14 protein-coding genes are annotated in these 19,306 nt (G+C 69.9%); 11 read left to right on the top strand and 3 right to left on the bottom strand.

Annotation, left to right across the window (positions count from 1 at the left end):
* Nucleotides 1–229 precede the first annotated feature (229 nt).
* The 10 genes from ngcE (at nt 230) to ACIBW6_RS09330 (ending at nt 13,911) form a co-directional block, all read left to right on the top strand.
* Nucleotides 230–1,639: an N-acetylglucosamine/diacetylchitobiose ABC transporter substrate-binding protein gene (gene ngcE / locus ACIBW6_RS09375; protein WP_399058423.1), complete on the top strand. Its 1,410-nt coding sequence runs from the start codon at nt 230–232 to the stop codon at nt 1,637–1,639.
* Between the two features lie 7 nt (nt 1,640–1,646).
* Nucleotides 1,647–2,708: a carbohydrate ABC transporter permease gene (locus tag ACIBW6_RS09370; RefSeq protein WP_399058421.1), complete on the top strand. Its 1,062-nt coding sequence runs from the start codon at nt 1,647–1,649 to the stop codon at nt 2,706–2,708.
* Nucleotides 2,705–3,613, top strand: a complete 909-nt coding sequence (locus ACIBW6_RS09365) for a carbohydrate ABC transporter permease (RefSeq protein WP_399058419.1) — start codon at nt 2,705–2,707, stop codon at nt 3,611–3,613. Before ACIBW6_RS09370 ends, ACIBW6_RS09365 begins: the two co-directional genes overlap by 4 nt.
* 242 nt (nt 3,614–3,855) lie before the next feature.
* Nucleotides 3,856–5,055 (top strand): ROK family transcriptional regulator, encoded by a 1,200-nt coding sequence (locus ACIBW6_RS09360; protein ID WP_399058417.1) that lies wholly within the window; start codon nt 3,856–3,858, stop codon nt 5,053–5,055.
* A gap of 121 nt (nt 5,056–5,176) precedes the next feature.
* Complete coding sequence (locus ACIBW6_RS09355; RefSeq protein WP_399058415.1) at nt 5,177–6,304, top strand: sugar ABC transporter substrate-binding protein; 1,128 nt, start codon at nt 5,177–5,179, stop codon at nt 6,302–6,304.
* A gap of 181 nt (nt 6,305–6,485) precedes the next feature.
* Nucleotides 6,486–7,277, top strand: a complete 792-nt coding sequence (locus ACIBW6_RS09350; protein WP_399058413.1) for an ATP-binding cassette domain-containing protein — start codon at nt 6,486–6,488, stop codon at nt 7,275–7,277.
* Nucleotides 7,274–8,563 (top strand): sugar ABC transporter permease, encoded by a 1,290-nt coding sequence (locus ACIBW6_RS09345; protein WP_399058411.1) that lies wholly within the window; start codon nt 7,274–7,276, stop codon nt 8,561–8,563. The genes ACIBW6_RS09350 and ACIBW6_RS09345 overlap by 4 nt, the downstream gene beginning before the upstream one ends.
* A 239-nt stretch (nt 8,564–8,802) precedes the next feature.
* Complete coding sequence (gene dxs, locus ACIBW6_RS09340; protein WP_399058409.1) at nt 8,803–10,731, top strand: 1-deoxy-D-xylulose-5-phosphate synthase; 1,929 nt, start codon at nt 8,803–8,805, stop codon at nt 10,729–10,731.
* A 138-nt stretch (nt 10,732–10,869) separates the two neighbouring features.
* Nucleotides 10,870–12,375 carry an amino acid permease gene (locus ACIBW6_RS09335; RefSeq protein ID WP_399058407.1) on the top strand — a complete coding sequence of 502 codons (1,506 nt, stop codon included), beginning with the start codon at nt 10,870–10,872 and terminating at the stop codon, nt 12,373–12,375.
* A gap of 72 nt (nt 12,376–12,447) precedes the next feature.
* Nucleotides 12,448–13,911 carry an ArnT family glycosyltransferase gene (locus ACIBW6_RS09330; protein WP_399058405.1) on the top strand — a complete coding sequence of 488 codons (1,464 nt, stop codon included), beginning with the start codon at nt 12,448–12,450 and terminating at the stop codon, nt 13,909–13,911.
* 73 nt (nt 13,912–13,984) lie between these two features.
* Here ACIBW6_RS09330 and ACIBW6_RS09325 read toward each other — a convergent pair whose 3' ends face one another.
* The gene (locus tag ACIBW6_RS09325; RefSeq protein WP_399058403.1) at nt 13,985–14,335 is read right to left on the bottom strand and encodes an NTP pyrophosphohydrolase; all 351 of its coding nucleotides are present in this window, start codon (nt 14,333–14,335) and stop codon (nt 13,985–13,987) included.
* A 64-nt stretch (nt 14,336–14,399) separates the two neighbouring features.
* Here ACIBW6_RS09325 and ACIBW6_RS09320 point away from each other — a divergent pair, with 64 nt between their 5' ends.
* Nucleotides 14,400–15,434, top strand: a complete 1,035-nt coding sequence (locus ACIBW6_RS09320) for a hypothetical protein (RefSeq protein WP_399058401.1) — start codon at nt 14,400–14,402, stop codon at nt 15,432–15,434.
* Nucleotides 15,435–15,772: 338 nt separating this feature from the next.
* Here ACIBW6_RS09320 and ACIBW6_RS09315 read toward each other — a convergent pair whose 3' ends face one another.
* Nucleotides 15,773–17,905 carry a 3-hydroxyacyl-CoA dehydrogenase NAD-binding domain-containing protein gene (locus tag ACIBW6_RS09315; protein WP_399058399.1) on the bottom strand — a complete coding sequence of 711 codons (2,133 nt, stop codon included), beginning with the start codon at nt 17,903–17,905 and terminating at the stop codon, nt 15,773–15,775.
* Nucleotides 17,902–19,128, bottom strand: coding sequence for a thiolase family protein (locus ACIBW6_RS09310; RefSeq protein WP_399058397.1), 1,227 nt, complete (start codon nt 19,126–19,128; stop codon nt 17,902–17,904). The genes ACIBW6_RS09315 and ACIBW6_RS09310 overlap by 4 nt, the downstream gene beginning before the upstream one ends.
* Nucleotides 19,129–19,306 lie beyond the last annotated feature (178 nt).

The raw sequence follows: 19,306 nt of genomic DNA, 5'->3' as shown, positions 1-19,306 counted from the left end.
CCTCCCGGCATCGCTCAGCTGATCGCCGACGGCGCCGCCGAGCGGCTCCGAGACGACGCGAAAACGCCCCGCTGCGCAGCGTGCGCCGGCCTCCCCGGCGCACGGGCCCGCACAGGGCGTGCCCGACGAGACGTGCGGTCGGCGCAGGGCCGGTTCCGGCCCGGCGGCCGCACCCTCGGCACACCCCGTACAGATCCATTCGATCAGTTCGATCAGTGAGGATGCAGAGATGACCATTCGTGCCGGATCTCTTGACAGGCGGACGCTCCTGCGCGGGGCGATCGCGACCGCGGCCATGGGCTCCTTCGCGGTCGCGTGTGGCTCTCCCTCCAGCAAGGACAGCGACAGCGACAGCGGCCCGAAGGGCGAGAAGAGCGCCAAGAACCCGTTCGGCGTCGCCGCGAACTCCAAGGTCGACGCGGCCATCTTCAACGGCGGCTACGGCACCGACTACGTCAGCTACACCAGCAAGGTCGTCGGAAGCCAGGTCAAGGGCCTCACGGTCCAGGTCAAGCCGGTGGTCGACATCGCCCCTGAGCTCCAGCCGCGCTTCGTCGGCGGCAACCCGCCGGACCTCATCGACAACTCCGGTGAGGACCAGATCGGCTTCCTCGGCATCCTCGACCAGCTCGAGGAGCTCGACGACGTGTTCGAGGCCAACACCTACGAGGGCAAGAAGATCGCCGACATCGTCTACCCCGGTGTCAAGGGCCCCGGAACGTTCAAGGACAAGTTCGTCGGGCTCAACTACGTGATGACGGTGTACGGCGTCTGGTACTCGAAGACGCTGTTCGAGGCCAACAACTGGACCCCGCCGAAGACCTGGGACGAGGCGCTCGACCTCGGCCAGAAGGCGAAGAAGAAGGGCAAGTACCTCTTCGTCCACGGCAAGGAGGCGGCGACCTACTACCGCACGCTCCTGATCGACTCGGCGATCAAGGAGGGCGGCGACGAGGTCCGCATCGCGCTGGAGAACCTGGAGAAGGACTCCTGGTCGCACCCGGCCATCCAGGGCGTGCTCAAGGTCATGGAGACCATGGTCAAGCAGAAGATGTTCGTCCCCGGCGGCTCCGGCACCCAGTTCCAGAAGGCGCAGGCGATCTGGAGCAACGACCAGAAGGCGCTGCTCTACCCGTCCGGTGGCTGGATCGAGAACGAGATGAAGAAGGCCACCAAGGCCGACTTCCAGATGACCGGCATTCCGTCGATGACGCTCACCGACAAGCCGAAGCTGCCTTACGAGGCGATTCGCGCGGCCGCGGGTGAGCCGTTCATCGTGCCCAAGCAGGGCAAGAACCCGGCCGGCGGCAAGGAAGTCCTGCGGGCGATGCTGTCCGAGAAGGCGGCGGCGAACTTCTCGAAGACGAAGCTGGCCCCGACGATCGTCAAGGGCACCGTGCCCGCCGACGGCTACGGGTCCTCGGCCCTCGTCTCGCAGACGAAGATGCTCGACGCCGCCGGCACCAACATCTTCACCTACAACTTCATCGAGGCGTACGGGATGAACACGGACCAGCTGGTGCCGTGGAACTCCTTCCTCGCCGGTGACCTCGACGCCAAGGGTCTGACCTCGGCTCTTCAGAAGATCTCGGACAAGGTCAGGGAAGACGACTCCGTCGACAAGATCAAGGTCAGCTAAGACAGCGATGAAAGACACGATCACCACATCCGACACCGCGAGCCGCCGGCCCACGCCGGCCGCTCGCGGTGGGCGGCCCCGGCGCCGCAAGCTCACCTTCGACCGGGTGACGTTCTTCCTCGCGTTCCTCGGCGTCCCGCTGGCCATCTTCGTGATCTTCGTCCTGTACCCCTTCGTCCAGGCGGTCTTCTGGGCGATGACGGACTGGCGCGGCTTCAGCCCGGACTACGAGTTCGTCGGCTTCGACAACTTCACCAAGATGTTCCAGGACGACATCTTCCTGAAGGCGTTGCGCAACGTCGTACTGCTGGCGGTCTGCGTGCCGCTGGTGACGCTGACGCTCGCCCTGGGGGTCGCGGTGGCCATCACCCTGGGCGGGCCCAGCAAGGGCCCCGTCCGGGGGATCAAGGGAGCGTCGTTCTACCGGATCATCTCGTTCTTCCCCTACGTCGTGCCGGCGATCATCGTCGGCCTGATCTGGGCGCAGATGTACGACCCGAACGCGGGCCTGCTCAACGGCGTCCTCACCGGGCTCGGTCTCGACGGGTTCGACAAGTTCGCCTGGCTGGGCGAGACGACGACGGCGATGCCGGCCCTGATGTTCGTCATCGTCTGGGGGCTCGTCGGGTTCTACGCGGTGCTCTTCATCGCCGCGATCAAGGGGGTTCCCGGCGAGCTGTACGAGGCCGCCAAGATCGACGGGGCCGGCCGGTTCCGGACGACGCTCTCGATCACCCTGCCGTCGATCCGGGACACGGTGCAGACGGGGTACGTCTACCTGGGCATCGCCGCCCTGGACTCGTTCGTCTACGTACAGGCGATGCTGCCGGGCGGTGGGCCGGAGAACTCGACGCTGACGATCAGCCAGCGGTTGTTCAGCGTCGCCTTCGCCAAGCAGCAGTTCGGTTACGCCACCGCGATGGGTGTCGTCCTCGCCGCCGTCACCCTGGTCTTCGCGGCGCTGGTCTTCCTCGTCAACCGTCTGACGGGCGGCGGCGAGGGCGAGGGCAAGAAGAACGCGCGTGGGTTGAAGGCTCGGCGTGCCGGAGCCAAGGGAGTTGCCCAGTGAGCGTCATTGCCGCTGACCGCAAGCAGGCGAGTGAGCGTAGGCCGGCGCGGGACCGGAAGCTGGCGAGAGCTGCCGAGAGCAGCGACCGCAGGTTCGCGGTGATCTCGCACACGTTGCTGATCCTGTGGTCCGTGATCGTGATCGTGCCCATGCTGTGGGTGCTGGTCTCGTCGTTCAAGTCGACCAGCGAGATCCTGTCGTCGCCGTTCGCCCTGCCGCACCGCTGGCGGTTCGAGAACTACGCGCACGCGTGGACCGACGCGAGCATCGGGAAGTACTTCCTCAACTCGGTGATCGTCGTGGTCTGCGCACTGGTCCTGGTGATGCTGCTGGGCGCGATGTGCGCCTACATCCTGGCCCGGTTCGAGTTCCCCGGCCGCCGGCTGATCTATTACGTGATGCTCGCCGGGCTGACCTTCCCCGTCTTCCTGGCGATCGTGCCGCTCTTCTTCCAGCTCCAGAACTTCGGGCTGCTGAACACGCGGCCGGGGCTGATCCTCACCTACGTCGCGTTCGCGCTGCCGTTCACGATGTTCTTCCTGTACTCGTTCTTCCGGTCCCTGCCGCATGACGTCTACGAGGCCGCGCTGATCGACGGCGCGGGGGACTGGCGGGCGTTCTTCCAGGTGATGCTGCCGATGGCCCGTCCGGGCATGGCCGCGGTGGCGATCTTCAACTTCCTCGGGCTGTGGAACCAGTTCCTGCTGCCGGTGGCACTCAACACCAACCAGGACAAGTGGGTCCTGACCCAGGGGATGTCCGCCTACGCGTCCTCACAGGTCTACAACATCGACTACGGCGGCCTGTTCGCGGCGATCGTGATCTCGGTGGTGCCCGTCCTGATCGTCTACATCATCTTCCAGCGCCGCATCGCCGGTTCGGTGTCGCAGGGCACCTTCCGCTGACGGCCGCGTGACGGCGGGCGGGCGGCGCCCGCGGGTGACCGCCGCCTCACCCGTCGCGCACAGGGGTCCGGCCCCGGAGAGAGCACCTCTCCGGGGCCGGACCCGTGCGCGTGCCCGCTGGAACCGATTTCCCTCAAGGGCTTGACGGCAGATGCCCCTTCAGCGGAGCTTGGAGTTCATAACTTGTACAAGGGTCGGTCACCCGGTGTGACGCGGGCCAGGGGCAGAGGTGGGATGAGTCAATGGAGACTCCGGGGTCGCAGTCGTCGCTGCACCGGGCCAATCTGGAGCGGGTCGTACGCGCCGTACGGCTCGCCGGTTCGCTCACGCAGGCGGAGATCGCGAGGACGACGGGTCTGTCCGCGGCCACCGTCTCCAACATCGTCCGGGAGCTGAAGGACGGGGGGACCGTCGAGGTCACGCCCACCTCGGCCGGCGGCCGCCGGGCCCGCAGCGTCTCGCTCAGCGGCGACGCGGGCATCGTGATCGGCGTCGACTTCGGCCACACGCACCTGCGGGTGGCCATCGGCAACCTCGCCCACCAGGTGCTCGCCGAGGAGTCCGAGCCGCTGGACGTGGACGCCAGCGCCGCGCAGGGCTTCGACCGGGCCGAGGAGCTGGTGGAGCGGCTCGTCGCGGCGACCGGCGTGGACCGCGCCAAGGTGGCGGGGGTGGGGCTCGGGGTGCCGGGCCCGATCGACGTGGAGAGCGGCACGCTGGGCTCCACCTCGATCCTGCCGGGCTGGACCGGCACCCGGCCCGCGGAGGAGCTCGGGCGGCGCCTGGGCGTGCCCGTGCACGTCGACAACGACGCCAACCTGGGCGCGCTCGGCGAGCTGGTCTGGGGCAGCGGGCGCGGCGTGCGGGACCTCGCATACATCAAGGTGGCGAGCGGCGTCGGCTCCGGTCTCGTCATCGAGGGGAAGATCTACCGGGGGCCCGGCGGCACCGCGGGCGAGATCGGGCACATCACGCTGGACGAGTCGGGCCCGGTCTGCCGCTGCGGCAACCGCGGCTGCCTGGAGACCTTCACCGCTGCCCGGTACGTGCTGCCGCTGCTCCAGTCGAGCCACGGCACGGATCTGACCATGGAGGGCGTGGTCCGCCTCGCCCGCGACGGCGACCCGGGATGCCGCCGCGTGATCGCCGACGTGGGCCGGCACATCGGCTCAGGCGTCGCGAATCTCTGCAACTTGCTCAATCCGAGCCGGGTCGTCCTCGGCGGTGATCTGGCGGAGGCCGGAGAGCTGGTCCTGGGGCCCATCAGGGAGTCCGTGGGGCGCTATGCGATCCCGAGTGCCGCCCGCCAACTCTCCGTCCTTCCTGGGGCGTTGGGCGGCCGCGCGGAGGTGCTCGGCGCGCTCGCGCTGGCCCTCAGCGAGATGGGCGATTCGACCCTTTTGGACGGGTCTGTACCTTCGGTAGCACCTGCCTTCACTTAGAGAACGCATGACACCGTTGCCATCTCGTTAAGGATTTACTCCTTGACGCTGGGGTTGCGGCCGAGTTGACTTCCAGCCACCTCGGCCGCAACGTCGCGGCCTCGTCAGGGAGGTTTCTGAAGTGAACACGCGTACGCGTCGTGCCGCCGTTGCGTTCTGTGCCACCGCCATGGCCGTCTCTCTCGCCGCCTGTGGCTCCGCCAAGGAGTCCAAGGGTGACGACAGCGACAAGTCGTCCAGCGCCAAGAAGGGCGACGACATCACCGTCGGTCTGCTCCTGCCGGAGAACCAGACCGCTCGCTACGAGAAGTTCGACAAGCCGATCATTGAGAAGCAGATATCCGAGCTCACGAACGGCAAGGGCAAGGTCGAGTACCTCAATGCCAAGCAGGACGTGAACCTCCAGTCGCAGCAGATCGACACGATGATCACCAAGAAGGTCGACGTCCTGATCCTGGACGCGGTCGACTACAAGGCCGTCGCCTCCGGCGTGAAGAAGGCCAAGGACGCGGGTATCCCGGTCGTCGCGTACGACCGTCTGGCCGAGGGCCCGATCGCCGCGTACACCTCGTTCGACAACACCGAGGTCGGCAAGACCCAGGGCAAGGCCCTGCTCGACGCCATGGGCTCGGACGCCAAGGCCAGCAGCAAGATCGTGATGATGAACGGCGCGATCACCGACCCGAACGCCAAGCAGTTCAAGGACGGCGCGCTCTCGGTGCTCAAGGGCAAGGTGGACATCGCCAAGTCCTACGACACCAAGGAGTGGAAGCCGGAGAATGCCAACTCCAACATGGAGGGCGCCATCTCCGCGATCGGCAAGGACAAGATCAAGGGCGTCTACTCGGCCAACGACGGCATGGCGGGCGGCATCATCACCGCGCTCAAGGGCGCGGGTCTGAGCAAGCTCCCTCCGGTCACCGGCCAGGACGCCGAGCTCGCCGGTGTGCAGCGCATCATCACCGGTGACCAGAACATGTCGGTCTTCAAGTCGTACCCCGAGGAGGCCGAGACCGTCGCCAAGATGGCCGTCGCGGTCGCCAAGACGGGCAAGCTCGACTCCGCAGGCCTGGACACCAGCACGGTCGACAGCGGCACCGAGAAGAGCATCCCCTCGGTCATCGTGCCGGTCGTCTCCCTGACCCAGAAGAACATCAAGGAGACCGTCATCGACCAGGGCTACTACACCCTGGACGAGATCTGCACCGCCAAGTACAAGTCGGCCTGCGACAAGCTCGGCCTGAAGTAACCCCTTGTCCCGCACGGGACCCGCGCACCCCTTCCGGTAGCGCTCCTGTGTGAGCACGTCCGGCGCCCCGCCGCCGACAGCCCCGCAAGCTCAACGGCGGGGCGCCGGACGCAGTACACCCCCCTCAGTCTTCACTTCTGTTCAACCTCCCGCCCGGGTCAGGCCTTCGGCGGCGAAGGAGATGGTTCACGTGTCCGCTACGCCTGTGCTGGCGTTGCGCGGGGTATCGAAGCGATTCGGTGCCGTTCAGGCGCTCACCGACGTCGAGCTCGAGGTCCACGCCGGAGAGGTCGTCGCCCTGGTCGGCGACAACGGCGCCGGCAAGTCCACCCTGGTCAAGACGATCGCCGGGGTGCACCCCATCGATGACGGCGTCATCGAGTGGAACGGCCAGGCCGTCGCGGTCAACCGTCCGCACGACGCCCAGAGCTTGGGCATCGCGACGGTGTACCAGGACCTGGCGCTGTGCGACAACATCGACGTCGTCGGCAATCTGTTCCTGGGCCGTGAGCTCAAGCGGCGCGGTGTCCTCGACGAGGTCGAGATGGAGCGCCGGTCCCGGGAGCTGCTGGAGACGCTCTCCATCAGGATCCCCAGCGTGCGCATCCCGATCGCCTCGCTCTCCGGCGGTCAGCGCCAGGTCGTGGCCATCGCCCGCTCCATGCTCGGCGAGCCCAAGCTGGTCATCCTGGACGAGCCGACCGCCGCCCTCGGCGTCGAGCAGACCGCCCAGGTCCTCGACCTCGTCGAGCGGCTGCGCGAGCGCGGCCACGCGGTCATCCTCATCAGCCACAACATGGCCGACGTGAAGGCCGTCGCGGACAAGGTCGCCGTGTTGCGGCTGGGCCGCAACAACGGTGTGTTCGAGGTCAAGACGACCTCGCAGGAAGAGATCATCTCCGCCATCACCGGTGCCACGGACAACGCCGTGACCCGCCGTGCGGCGCGCAGCAACGCGGAGGCTCAGAAGTGAGCATCGAAAAGACCAACGTGACCAAGGACGCGGTGGACGCCGCTCCGGCCGCGGCGGGCGCGTCCGTCTCGGCCGTCGACCCCCGCCTGCTCGTGCGCGAGCAAGGTTTCGCCGGCTACCTCAGCGAGTTCAAGCGCAAGATCAAGGGTGGTGACCTCGGTGCGATACCCGTCGTCATCGGCCTGATCATCATCTGCGCGATCTTCCAGAGCCTCAACTCGGCGTTCATGGGCGCGGAGAACCTCTCCAACCTCGGCGTCCAGATGGTCGCCACAGGCATGATGTCCATCGGCATCATCTTCGTTCTGCTGCTCGGCGAGATCGACCTGTCGGTCGGCTCCGTCTCCGGCGTCTCCTCAGCCGTCCTGGCCGTCATGAGCGTCACGCACGGCGTGAACGAGTGGCTCGCGATCCTGGTGTCGCTCGCGGGCGGCGCTGTGATCGGCGCCGTCCACGGCTGGTTCTTCGCCCGGCTGGGCGCGCCGGCCTTCGCGGTGACGCTGGCAGGTCTGCTGTTCTGGAACGGCTTCATGCTCCAGATCCTCGGCGACAACGGCACGATCAACATCGATGGTGACGGCGTGGTCGGTCACCTCACCGGTTACTACTTCTCCGACGTGGCGGCCGCCTACGGCCTCGCGGTCCTCGTCGTCGCGGCCTACTTCCTGACAGCGTTCCTCGGCGCGCGCCGGCGGGCCGCCGCCGGTATCCCGTCCCGCCCGCTGAGCGACATCCTGATGCGCACGGTGCTCCTGGCGATCGCCACGTTCGCCGCCGCCGCTGTCTTCAACCAGTACAAGGGCCTGCCGCTCGCGGTCCTGCTGTTCGGGGTCGCCCTCGTCATCACCGACTTCGTGCTGCGCCGCACCTCGTACGGCCGTAAGGTCTTCGCCCTCGGCGGCAGCGTCGAGGCCTCCCGTCGTGCCGGTATCAACGTCGTGGTGGTTCGTGTCTCGGTCTTCGCCATCTCCGGCCTCTTCGCCTCGATCGGCGGTCTCTTCTGGGCCTCCAAGATCGCGGCGGCGAACCAGAGCGCGGGCGCCGGCGACCTGCTGATGAACGTCATCGCCGCGGCCGTGATCGGCGGCACCAGCCTCTTCGGTGGCCGGGGCCGTACCTGGAACGCGCTGATCGGTGTGCTCGTGATCACCTCGATCCAGTCCGGCCTGGCTCTGGAGGGCATCGCGACCGCGATCCAGCAGATGATCACGGGTGCTGTCCTTTTGGTCACGGTCGTCATCGACTCCGTCACCCGTAAGACCCAGAAGTCGGCCGGCCGCGCCTGACGGCTCCTTACCAGTTCCGACCAGGCTCTTTACCGAGCCGACTGTGCCCGGCGTCAAGGACGACGCCGGGCACAGTCATGTCCCGGGCAGAACGTGTGTTCCCGCCGCCTGGGCCGAACGTGTGACCGGCAACGCACAGCCCGCCCCCCGTCCACGCCGGCGGAACATTAGACTCGACGGACCCGGCAAGCTCGTACAGCTCGACCAGCTACTCACAGCTCTATTGCAAGGAGGCACGGGTGCCGCTGCTGACCCGCATCACGGGACCGCGCGATCTGGACCGGCTCACCCTGGAGCAGCTGGACCAGCTGGCGGATGAGATCCGGACCTTCCTCGTCGACGCGGTCTCCAAGACCGGCGGCCACCTCGGCCCCAACCTCGGCGTCGTCGAGCTGACCATCGCCCTGCACCGCGTCTTCGAGTCGCCGCGGGACAAGGTCCTGTGGGACACCGGCCACCAGTCCTACGTGCACAAGCTGCTCACCGGCCGCCAGGACTTCTCCAAGCTGAAGATGAAGGGCGGCCTCTCCGGCTACCCCTCGCAGGCCGAGTCCGAGCACGACGTCATCGAGAACAGCCACGCCTCCACCGTCCTCGGCTGGGCCGACGGCCTCGCCAAGGCCAACGAGGTCCGCGACAAGGACGACCACGTCGTCGCGGTCATCGGCGACGGCGCCCTGACCGGCGGCATGGCCTGGGAGGCGCTGAACAACATCGCCGCCGCCAAGGACCGCCCCCTGGTCATCGTGGTCAACGACAACGAGCGCTCCTACGCGCCCACCATCGGCGGCCTCGCCAACCACCTCGCCACCCTGCGCACCACGGACGGCTACGAGCGCTTCCTGGCCCGCGGCAAGGACCTCCTGGAGCGCACCCCGGTCGTCGGCCGCCCGCTCTACGAGACGCTGCACGGCGCCAAGAAGGGCCTCAAGGACTTCATCGCCCCGCAGGGCATGTTCGAGGACCTCGGCCTGAAGTACGTCGGCCCGATCGACGGCCACGACATCGAGGCCCTGGAGTCCGCGCTGACCCGCGCCAAGCGGTTCGGCGGCCCGGTCATCGTGCACTGCCTCACCGAGAAGGGCCGCGGCTACACGCCCGCCCTCCAGGACGAGGCGGACCGCTTCCACGGCATCGGCCCGATCCACCCCGACACCGGCCTGCCCGTCAAGGCCTCCGGCGCCGACTGGACCTCCGTCTTCGGCGACGAGATGGCCCGCCTCGGCGAGGAGCGCGAGGACATCGTCGCGATCACCGCCGCGATGCTCCAGCCCGTCGGCCTGAAGAAGTTCGCGGACAAGTTCCCCGACCGGGTCTACGACGTGGGCATCGCCGAGCAGCACGGCGCGGTCAGCGCCGCGGGCCTCGCGGCCGGCGGCCTGCACCCCGTCTTCGCCGTCTACGCGACCTTCCTCAACCGCGCCTTCGACCAGCTCCTGATGGACGTGGCCCTGCACAAGTGCGGCGTCACCTTCGTCCTGGACCGGGCCGGGGTCACCGGCACCGACGGCGCCTCGCACAACGGCATGTGGGACATGTCGATCCTCCAGGTCGTCCCGGGCCTGCGGATCGCCGCGCCGCGCGACGCCGACCAGGTCCGTGCCCAGCTGCGCGAGGCCGTCCAGGTCGACGACGCCCCGACCGTCGTGCGCTACTCCAAGGGCGCCGTCGGCCCCGCGGTCGAGGCGGTCGGCACGGTCGGCGCCATGGACGTGCTGCGCGAGCCGGGCAGCGACCGGCCCGACGTGCTGCTCGTCTCCGTCGGCGCGCTGGCCCCCATGTGCCTGGAGATCGCCGCCCTCCTCGACAAGCAGGGCATCACCACGACCGTCGTCGACCCGCGCTGGGTCAAGCCGGTCGACGAGGCGATGGCCCCGCTCGCCGAGCGCCACCGCGTCGTGGTGACGGTGGAGGACAACTCCCGGGTCGGCGGGGTCGGCTCCGCGATCGCCCAGGCCCTGCGCGACGCGGGCGTCGACGTGCCGCTGCGGGACTTCGGCATCCCGCCGCGCTTCCTCGACCACGCCTCCCGCAAGGAGATCATGGCGGAGATCGGCCTCACGGCGCCTGACATCGCCCGTCAGGTGACCGGCCTCGTGTCCAAGCTGGACGGCCGTATCGAGCGGGACCGGTCCGCCGAGGGGGCCATGGAGCCCGCCCGGGACTGACGCGCACGCCCTGGGGCCGGACTCACCCAAAGGGTGGTCCGGCCCCGCGCTCTTTCGCGTGAACACGCAGGACTGATCAGCCGGTCCACGGTTACTTGTCCGAATCATGTCGGGGACGACAGACGACGGAGGTAGCCGGTGACCACCCAGCCAGATTCGGGACGCGCACGCAGCGGGCTGTTCAGAACCAAGTCCATCGAACAGTCCATCCAGGACACCGAGGAGCCCGAGCACAAGCTCAACAAATCGCTGTCCGCCCTCGACCTCACCGTCTTCGGTGTCGGCGTCGTCATCGGCGCCGGCATCTTCGTCACCACCGGCACGGTGGCCAAGGACTACGCGGGCCCCGCCGTCGCCCTCGCGTTCGTCGTCGCCGGCATCGTCTGCGCGCTCGCGGCGCTCTGCTACGCCGAGTTCGCCTCGACCGTCCCGGTGGCGGGCTCCGCGTACACCTTCGCGTACGCCTCCCTCGGCGAGTTCGTCGCCTGGATCATCGGCTGGGACCTGGTCCTGGAGCTGGCCCTGGGCGCCGCCACCGTCTCCGTCGGCTGGTCCGGATACGTCCAGTCGCTCCTCGACAGCTGGGGCATCCCGCTGCCCGCCGTGCTCGTCGGCCCGCAGGACGGCAAGTTCGGCTTCAACCTCGCCGCCGCCCTGCTCATCCTGGTGATGACCGGCGTCCTGGTCGCGGGCGTCAAGCTCTCCGCGCACGTCACGTCGCTGGTCGTGGCGGTCAAGGTGCTCGTCGTCCTGATCATCATCGCCGTCGGCAGCTTCCACATCGTCGGCGCCAACTACGACCCCTTCATCCCGCCGAAGAAGGACGTGCCCGGCGGCACGGGGCTCAGCGCGACCCTGCTCGAATCGATCTTCGGCTACACCCCGTCCGCCTTCGGCATCATGGGCATCTTCACCGCCGCCGCCATCGTCTTCTTCGCGTACATCGGCTTCGACGTCGTCGCCACCGCCGCCGAGGAGACCGTCGACCCGGCCAAGGACGTGCCGCGCGGCATCATCGGCTCCCTCGCCATCTGCACGGCCCTGTACGTCGCCGTGTCGATCGTCGTCACCGGCATGCAGAAGTACGACACGCTCAGCGCGGACGCCCCGCTCGCCGACGCGTTCAAGGCGATCGACCAGCCGTTCTGGGCCGGGCTCATCAACTTCGGCGCCATCATCGGCCTGGTCACCGTCGTCATGATCCTGCTGCTCGGCCAGGGCCGGGTCTTCTTCGCGATGAGCCGCGACGGACTCCTGCCGAAGGTCTTCAGCGAGGTCCACCCCAGGTTCCGCACGCCCTACCGCTCCACGATCATCCTCGGCGTCGCGTCGGCGATCCTCGCCGGCTTCGTCTCCCTGGAGGAGCTCTCCAAGCTGGTCAACATCGGTACGCTCTTCGCCTTCGTCGTGGTCGCGCTCGGCGTGATCATCCTGCGCCGGACCCGCCCCGACCTGCACCGCAACTTCCGCGCGCCGTGGGTGCCCGTCCTGCCCGTCGCCTCGGTCGCCGCCTCGGTGTGGCTGATGCTCAACCTCTCGGTGGAGACCTGGCTGCGCTTCCTCGCCTGGATGGTGCTCGGCCTCGTCATCTACTTCCTCTACGGCCGCCGCCACAGCCGACTGGGCCGCCGCGACTCCGCGTGACCGCCGACCGACCTCCCCGGCCCCGTATGTCCCGTTCCGGCGGGAAGTGCGGGGCCGGATAGTTTGGCGCCCATGCTCACCGAGGCGCCGACGCCATCACCGTACGTGTCCGAGGTCCGGCGGGACGCCCCCGGCCGGGCCGCCCCCGGCTACTGGCGGCGCCTCGTCCCGCTCCTCGCCCTCCTCGCCTGCGCCACCCGCGTCCCGTCCTTCGCCGGGCCGCTGTGGAACCCCGACGAGGGCTACCTCGCCGTCCAGGCGCGGATACTGGCGCACGGCGGCGCCCTCTACGAGAACGTCGTCGACCGCAAACCACCGCTCGTGCCCTGGCTGTACGAAGCCGTCTTCGCCGTCCTCGGCTCCGGCTCGCTCACCCCGCTACGGATCTGCGCCGTCGCCGCGCAACTGGCCACGGCCCTGCTCCTCGCCTCCATCGCGCGCCGCCGCTGGGGACCCACGGCCGGGCGCACCGCGGGCACGCTGTACCTGCTGATCTCGGTCGGGCTCAACCCGCAGGACGCGCAGGCCGCCACCTTCGAGGTGTTCATGCTGCCGTGGACCGCGGCGGCCCTGTGGTGCGCCGACCGGCGCCGGTGGGGCTGGTGCGGGGCCGCCGTCGCCGGCGCCTTCCTGACCAAGCAGACCGGGGGCGCGGTCCTCGTGCCCGTCGCCTGGCTGCTGTGGCGGTGCGGGGCGCCCCGGCGGGGCGTGCTGCTGTGCGGGGCCGGGGCGGCGCTGCCGGTGCTCCTGGCGGCCCTCGCCACCGACCCGGCGGGCTTCCTGTTCTGGACGGTCACCGGATCGGCGGCGTACGCCTCCTTCGCCGGCTCCGAACTGCACGTCCTGGGCCGGGGCCTGCTCAACGCGGCGATCCTGGGCGTGGCCTGCGCCGGTCTCCTCCCCCCGCTCGTACGGGCGCCGCGCACCGCCCGCGCCGGCGCGGAGCTGTGGCTCTGGCTCGCCTCGTCCGCCGGGGCGGTCCTGCTCGGGTTCCACTTCTTCGGCCACTACTACCTGCAACTCACCCCGCCCCTGGCCCTGCTGGGCACCGCCGCGCTCCAGGCCCTGCCGCCCGAACGCCGCGGCACGGCGCTGCTGACCTCCGCGTGCTGCTGCGCGCTCTTCCTCACCTGGGGGCTGCTCGCGCCGCGGCCCGACCTCGCGCACACCCGGCGGGTCGCCGACGCGGTGCGGACGCACTCCGCGCCCGGGGAGCCGGTGCTCGTGTGGGGCATGCATCCGGAAACGTACTGGCTCGCCGACCGGGAGCCCGCGAGCCGCTTCCTGACGGCCGGGCTCCTCACGAACTACAGCGGGGGCCGGGACGGGCCCCAGGTGGGCGAGAAGTACGCCGTGCGGGGCGCCTGGGCGGCCTTCCGCGGGGAGTTCGCCGCCCGCCCGCCCCGGCTGGTCGTGGACGACTCCCGCGGCGCGCCGTACGGAGCCCGGCGGACGCCCGCCCTGCGCCGGATGCTGGCGCCCTACGAGGTGGCGGGGACCGTGGACGGCGCCGTGCTCTACGTACGGCGGACGTGAGCGGGGCGGGGGCGGCCGCGCGTGCCCCTGGAGCTGGGGCCCGGGAACCGGGAGGCACGAGCCGGGGCCGGCATCACGGGTAGACCGTCCGCGGGCCCACACAGCGCGCTCCGGTCTCCTCGACCCTGCGCCGCAGCTCCCGGTCGGCCGTCACGACCACGCAGGGCCCCGTCGCGGCGGCCGCCACCGCCACGATGTGGTCGTCGCCCTCGCCGGGAGCCTCCTCGATCCGCACGCCCGGCACCGGCTCGACGCCCCGCGCCCGGCCCTCGACCACGAGGACGACCTCCTCGTCCGGATGCCGCTCGGCATGGACCGCGAGCCGGTCGCGGAGCCGGACCGCGGCGGCCCGCCGGTCGCGCCACCAGCCGTCGGGAACGGAACCGACGACGTTCGCGCCGTCCACCACCACAAGAGTCGTCATGCGGGAACCGTACGTGCCAGGGGCGGCGGACGAGGTGTGCCCCGGTTCCACTTAAAATGAAGCCGTGAACGGCGACTGGCTGATACGCGGACGTGACGGCGGGCTCTGCGCCTACGAGTTCGCCCCCGACGGCGACGCGGTCCTCTGCCGCACCGAACGCACCCCGGGCGGCGCCTGGACCGCCCCGCGCACGGTCGGCGGTGACCAGCGGGTGCATCCGGTCCTGGCGCTGGCCCAGGGCCCCTTGGACTACGTACACCTCGTGTCCTGGCGCCCCACCGTCCCCGGTGAGGCCGGACTGGTGCACTCGACGCACTTCCAGCCGCACCTCGCGGCACTCGACTGGATCCCCATCGGCCACCCGAACAGGACGGGCGACCGCACGGGGCCGCCCGCGGTGGCCGTCGACGCGCAGGGCCGCGCCCACGTCTTCGTCCGCAACCGGGGCGGCGGCGTCAGCATGCGCGCCCAGCGCGTGAAGGGCAGCTGGACCACCTGGCACGACCTGAAGGGCCGCGGCGTACGCGGTGAACTCGCCGCCGTGCGGGCGGAGTCGGGCCTCATCAACGTGTACGCGGCGAGCGCCGAGACCCTTCTGTGCTGGCGTCAGGAGGCGTTCGGCACCGACCCCGTCCTCGCCGAGAAGCCGGCGCCCGCCCTCGCCCGCCCCGACTCCCTGCGGGCGCTCGCCACTTCGGCCGAGCACACGACGCTGTTCTACACGGACGAGGAGAGCGACGGCCTGTGGGCGTGGCGGGGCGACGAGGCCCCGGTACGCCTGACGGACGCGGCGGGGCCCGGGCCCGTGTCGGCGGTCCGCTGCGTGCTGGACGGCGTCGACTGCACGGTGCTCGCCCAGCGCGCCCACAGCGGCCGCGTCGCCTTCGCCGCGTACCCCACGGAGCTGGAGTCGGCCGGCGCCTGGTGGACGGAGTCGGGCCCCGCCCTGCCCCCGGACGCACGGATCGCCCTGACCAAGGACGCCTCGGACGGCATAGTGGCCGCCACCTACGTCCCCGGCAGCCCACCCCGCATGCACCTGACCCACCGCAAGAACGAACCGGGCCTGGCCCTGGAGGCATGGCGCGCAGCGCTCTGACCCGCACAAGGGGCGCCCCCAGGGGCGCGAGGAACTGCGCGAGAAGCGCCACCGACGCTCAGCCGGGCAACGGCCCGTCAGGGGCGCGGGGAACGGCGCGAGAAGCCCCACCGACGCTCAGCCGGGCAACGGCCCGACAGGGGCGCGGGGAACGGCGCGAGAAGCCCCACCGGCCCGCAGGCGGCCGACTGCCCCAGGGGCGCGGGGAACGGCGCGACCAGCCCCCACGGGGGGCCAGACGCGTGACAGCCGCAAGGGGCGCGGGGAACCGCGTGACCAGCCACAGCTGGCCCGCGGTCGCCCCACGCCCCTCAGGAAAGCAGGACGAGCGCCCGTTGTTACGCCGGGACGCTCGCCACCCCAACCTCCAGGAACCGCTTGCCGGTGACCCGCTCGGAGACACCCTCACGGTCCAGGTACGGAGTGATTCCGCCCAGGTGGAAGGGCCAGCCCGCGCCAGTGATCAGGCAGAGGTCGATGTCCTGCGCCTCGGCGACGACACCCTCCTCGAGCATGAGCCCGATCTCCTGAGCGACAGCGTCCAGCACGCGCTCGCGGACCTGCTCCTCGGTCAGGACGACATCGCCCTGCTTCAGGAGCGCGGCGACCTCCGGGTCCAGCTCCGGCTTCCCCGATTCGTACACGTAGAAGCCGCGCTTGCCCGCCTTGACGACGGCCGCGAGGTTCGGCGAGACGGTGAAGCGCTCCGGGAAGGCGCGGTTCAGGGTCTCGGAGACGTGCAGACCGATCGCGGGGCCGACCAGTTCGAGCAGGACCAGCGGCGACATCGGCAGGCCGAGCGGCTCGACGGCCTTCTCGGCGACCTCGACGGGCGTGCCCTCGTCGATGACGTTCTGGATCTCGCCCATGAAGCGGGTGAGGATGCGGTTCACGACGAACGCCGGGGCGTCCTTCACGAGGACCGCGGTCTTCTTCAGCTTCTTGGCGACGCCGAACGCCGTGGCGAGCGCCGCGTCGTCCGTCTGCTCGCCGCGCACGATCTCCAGGAGCGGCAGGATCGCGACCGGGTTGAAGAAGTGGAAGCCGACGACCCGCTCGGGGTGCTTCAGCTTCGACGCCATCTCGGAGACCGACAGCGAGGAGGTGTTGGTGGCGAGGATCGCGTGCGCCGGGGCGACCGCCTCGACCTCGGCGAACACCTGCTGCTTGACGCCGATCTCCTCGAAGACGGCCTCGATGACGAAGTCCGCGTCGGCGAAGCCCTCGGCCTTGTCGAGGACGCCGGAGACCAGGCCCTTGAGGCGGTTGGCCTTGTCCTGGTTGACGCGGCCCTTGCCGAGCAGCTTGTCGATCTCGGCGTGGACGTAGCCCACACCCTTGTCGACCCGCTCCTGGTCGATGTCGGTGAGGACCACCGGCACCTCCAGGCGGCGCAGGAAGAGGAGCGCGAGCTGCGAGGCCATCAGGCCCGCGCCCACGACGCCGACCTTCGTGACCGGACGGGCCAGGCTCTTGTCCGGGGCGCCCGCGGGCCGCTTGGCGCGCTTCTGCACGAGGTTGAACGAGTAGATCCCGGCGCGCAGTTCGCCGCCCATGATGAGGTCGGCGAGCGCCTTGTCCTCGGCGTCGAACCCGGCCTGGAGGTCCCCGCTCTTCGCGGCGGCGATGATCTCAAGGGCGCGGTACGCGGCCGGGGCCGCGCCGTGCACCTTGGAGTCGGCGACGAACCGGCCGCGCGCGACGGCCTGGTCCCAGGCCTCGCCGCGGTCGACGTCGGGCCGCTCGACCTTGACGTCGCCCGTCAGTACCCGGGCGGTCCACAGCAGCGACTGCTCCAGGAAGTCGGCGCCTTCGAACAGCGCGTCGGCGATGCCGAGTTCGAAGACCTGCGCGCCCTTGAGCTGCTTGTTCTGGTTGAGGCTGTTCTCGATGATCACCGAGACGGCCTTGTCGGCGCCGATCAGGTTCGGCAGCAGCGCGCAGCCGCCCCAGCCGGGGACCAGGCCGAGGAAGACCTCGGGCAGCGAGAAGGCGGGCAGCGCCTTGGAGACGGTGCGGTACGAGCAGTGCAGGCCGACCTCGACGCCACCACCCATCGCGGCACCGTTGTAGTACGCGAACGTCGGTACGGCCAGGCCCGCGAGGCGCTTGAAGACCTCGTGGCCGCCCTTGCCGATGGCGAGCGCGTCGTCGTGGTTCTTCAGCAGCTCGACGCCCTTGAGGTCGGCGCCGACGGCGAAGATGAACGGCTTGCCGGTGATGCCGACGCCGACGATGTCGCCCGCCGCGGCCTCCGCCTCGACCTGGTCGATCGCGGTGTTCAGGTTCGCGAGCGAGCCCGGGCCGAAGGTGGTCGGCTTGGTGTGGTCGAAGCCGTTGTCCAGCGTGATCAGCGCGAACCGGCCCGCCCCGTACGGCAGGTCGAGGTGGCGTACGTGCGCGGAGGTGACGACCTCGCCGGGGAACAGCTCGGCCGCGCCCTTCAGGAGCTCAGCGGTGGTGGTGCTCACTTGTCGCCTCCGGCGTCCTTGTGGTGCGGGTTCTCCCAGATCACCGTGGCGCCCATGCCGAAGCCGACGCACATGGTGGTGAGGCCGTAACGGACCTCCGGCTGCTCCTCGAACTGGCGGGCCAGCTGCGTCATCAGACGCACGCCGGAGGAGGCGAGCGGGTGGCCGTAGGCGATGGCGCCGCCGTACTGGTTGACGCGCGCGTCGTCGTCGGCGATGCCGTAGTGGTCCAGGAACGCGAGGACCTGGACGGCGAACGCCTCGTTGATCTCGAAGAGGTTGATGTCCTCGATGGACAGGCCCGCCTTGGCGAGCGCCTTCTCCGTGGCCGGGATCGGGCCGTAGCCCATGACCTCCGGCTCGACGCCCGCGAAGGCGTAGGAGACCAGGCGCATCTTCACCGGGAGGCCGTTCTCCCGGGCGAACTCCTCGGAGGCGATGATCGAGGCGGTGGCACCGTCGTTGAGACCGGCGGCGTTGCCCGCGGTGACGCGGCCGTGCGTACGGAAGGGGGTCTTGAGGCCCGCGAGGTTCTCCAGGGTGGTCCCCGGACGCATCGGCTCGTCGGCCGTGACCAGGCCCCAGCCGGTCTCGCCCACCTCGGCGTTGGTGTTGCGCACCGAGATCGGGACCAGGTCCTGCTGGATCTTGCCGTTCGCGTACGCCTTCGCCGCCTTCTCCTGGGAGGCGACGGCGTACTTGTCGGCGCGCTCCTTGGTGATCTGCGGGTAGCGGTCGTGCAGGTTCTCCGCGGTCATGCCCATGAACAGGGCGGACTCGTCGACCAGCTTCTCGGAGACGAACCGCGGGTTCGGGTCGACGCCCTCGCCCATCGGGTGGCGGCCCATGTGCTCGACGCCACCGGCGATCACGGCGTCGTACGCGCCGAACGCGACGGAGCCGGCGGCGGTCGTGACGGCGGTCAGGGCGCCCGCGCACATGCGGTCGATCGAGTAGCCGGGGACCGACTGCGGCAGGCCCGCGAGGATGCCGGCCGTGCGGCCCAGGGTCAGGCCCTGGTCGCCGATCTGCGTGGTCGCGGCGATCGCGACCTCGTCGATCTTGGCGGGGTCGAGGTTCGGGTTGCGGCGCAGCAGCTCCCGGATGGCCTTGACGACGAGGTCGTCGGCGCGGGTCTCGTGGTAGATGCCCTTCGGGCCCGCCTTGCCGAACGGGGTGCGGACGCCGTCGACGAAGACGACGTCCCTGACGGTACGAGGCACGATGGCTCTCCTCCAAGATGCGGGACGGCACTGCCACGGCGCGCGGCTGAGCGCGCGCTCACCCCCTCATGCTACTTGCGGGTAACCATGCTGCCCAGCCCCCTCGCTCCAAGCGGCGAACGTCACACTTTCGCTGCCGCTGGGGGCGGGGGTTTGTGTGCGGGGTGGCTCGTGCCCC

The sequence above is a fragment of the Streptomyces sp. NPDC049813 genome (assembly GCF_044465085.1).
Classification (GTDB): Bacteria; Actinomycetota; Actinomycetes; order Streptomycetales; family Streptomycetaceae; genus Streptomyces.
This window is presented reverse-complemented; position numbering and strand designations above follow the sequence as displayed.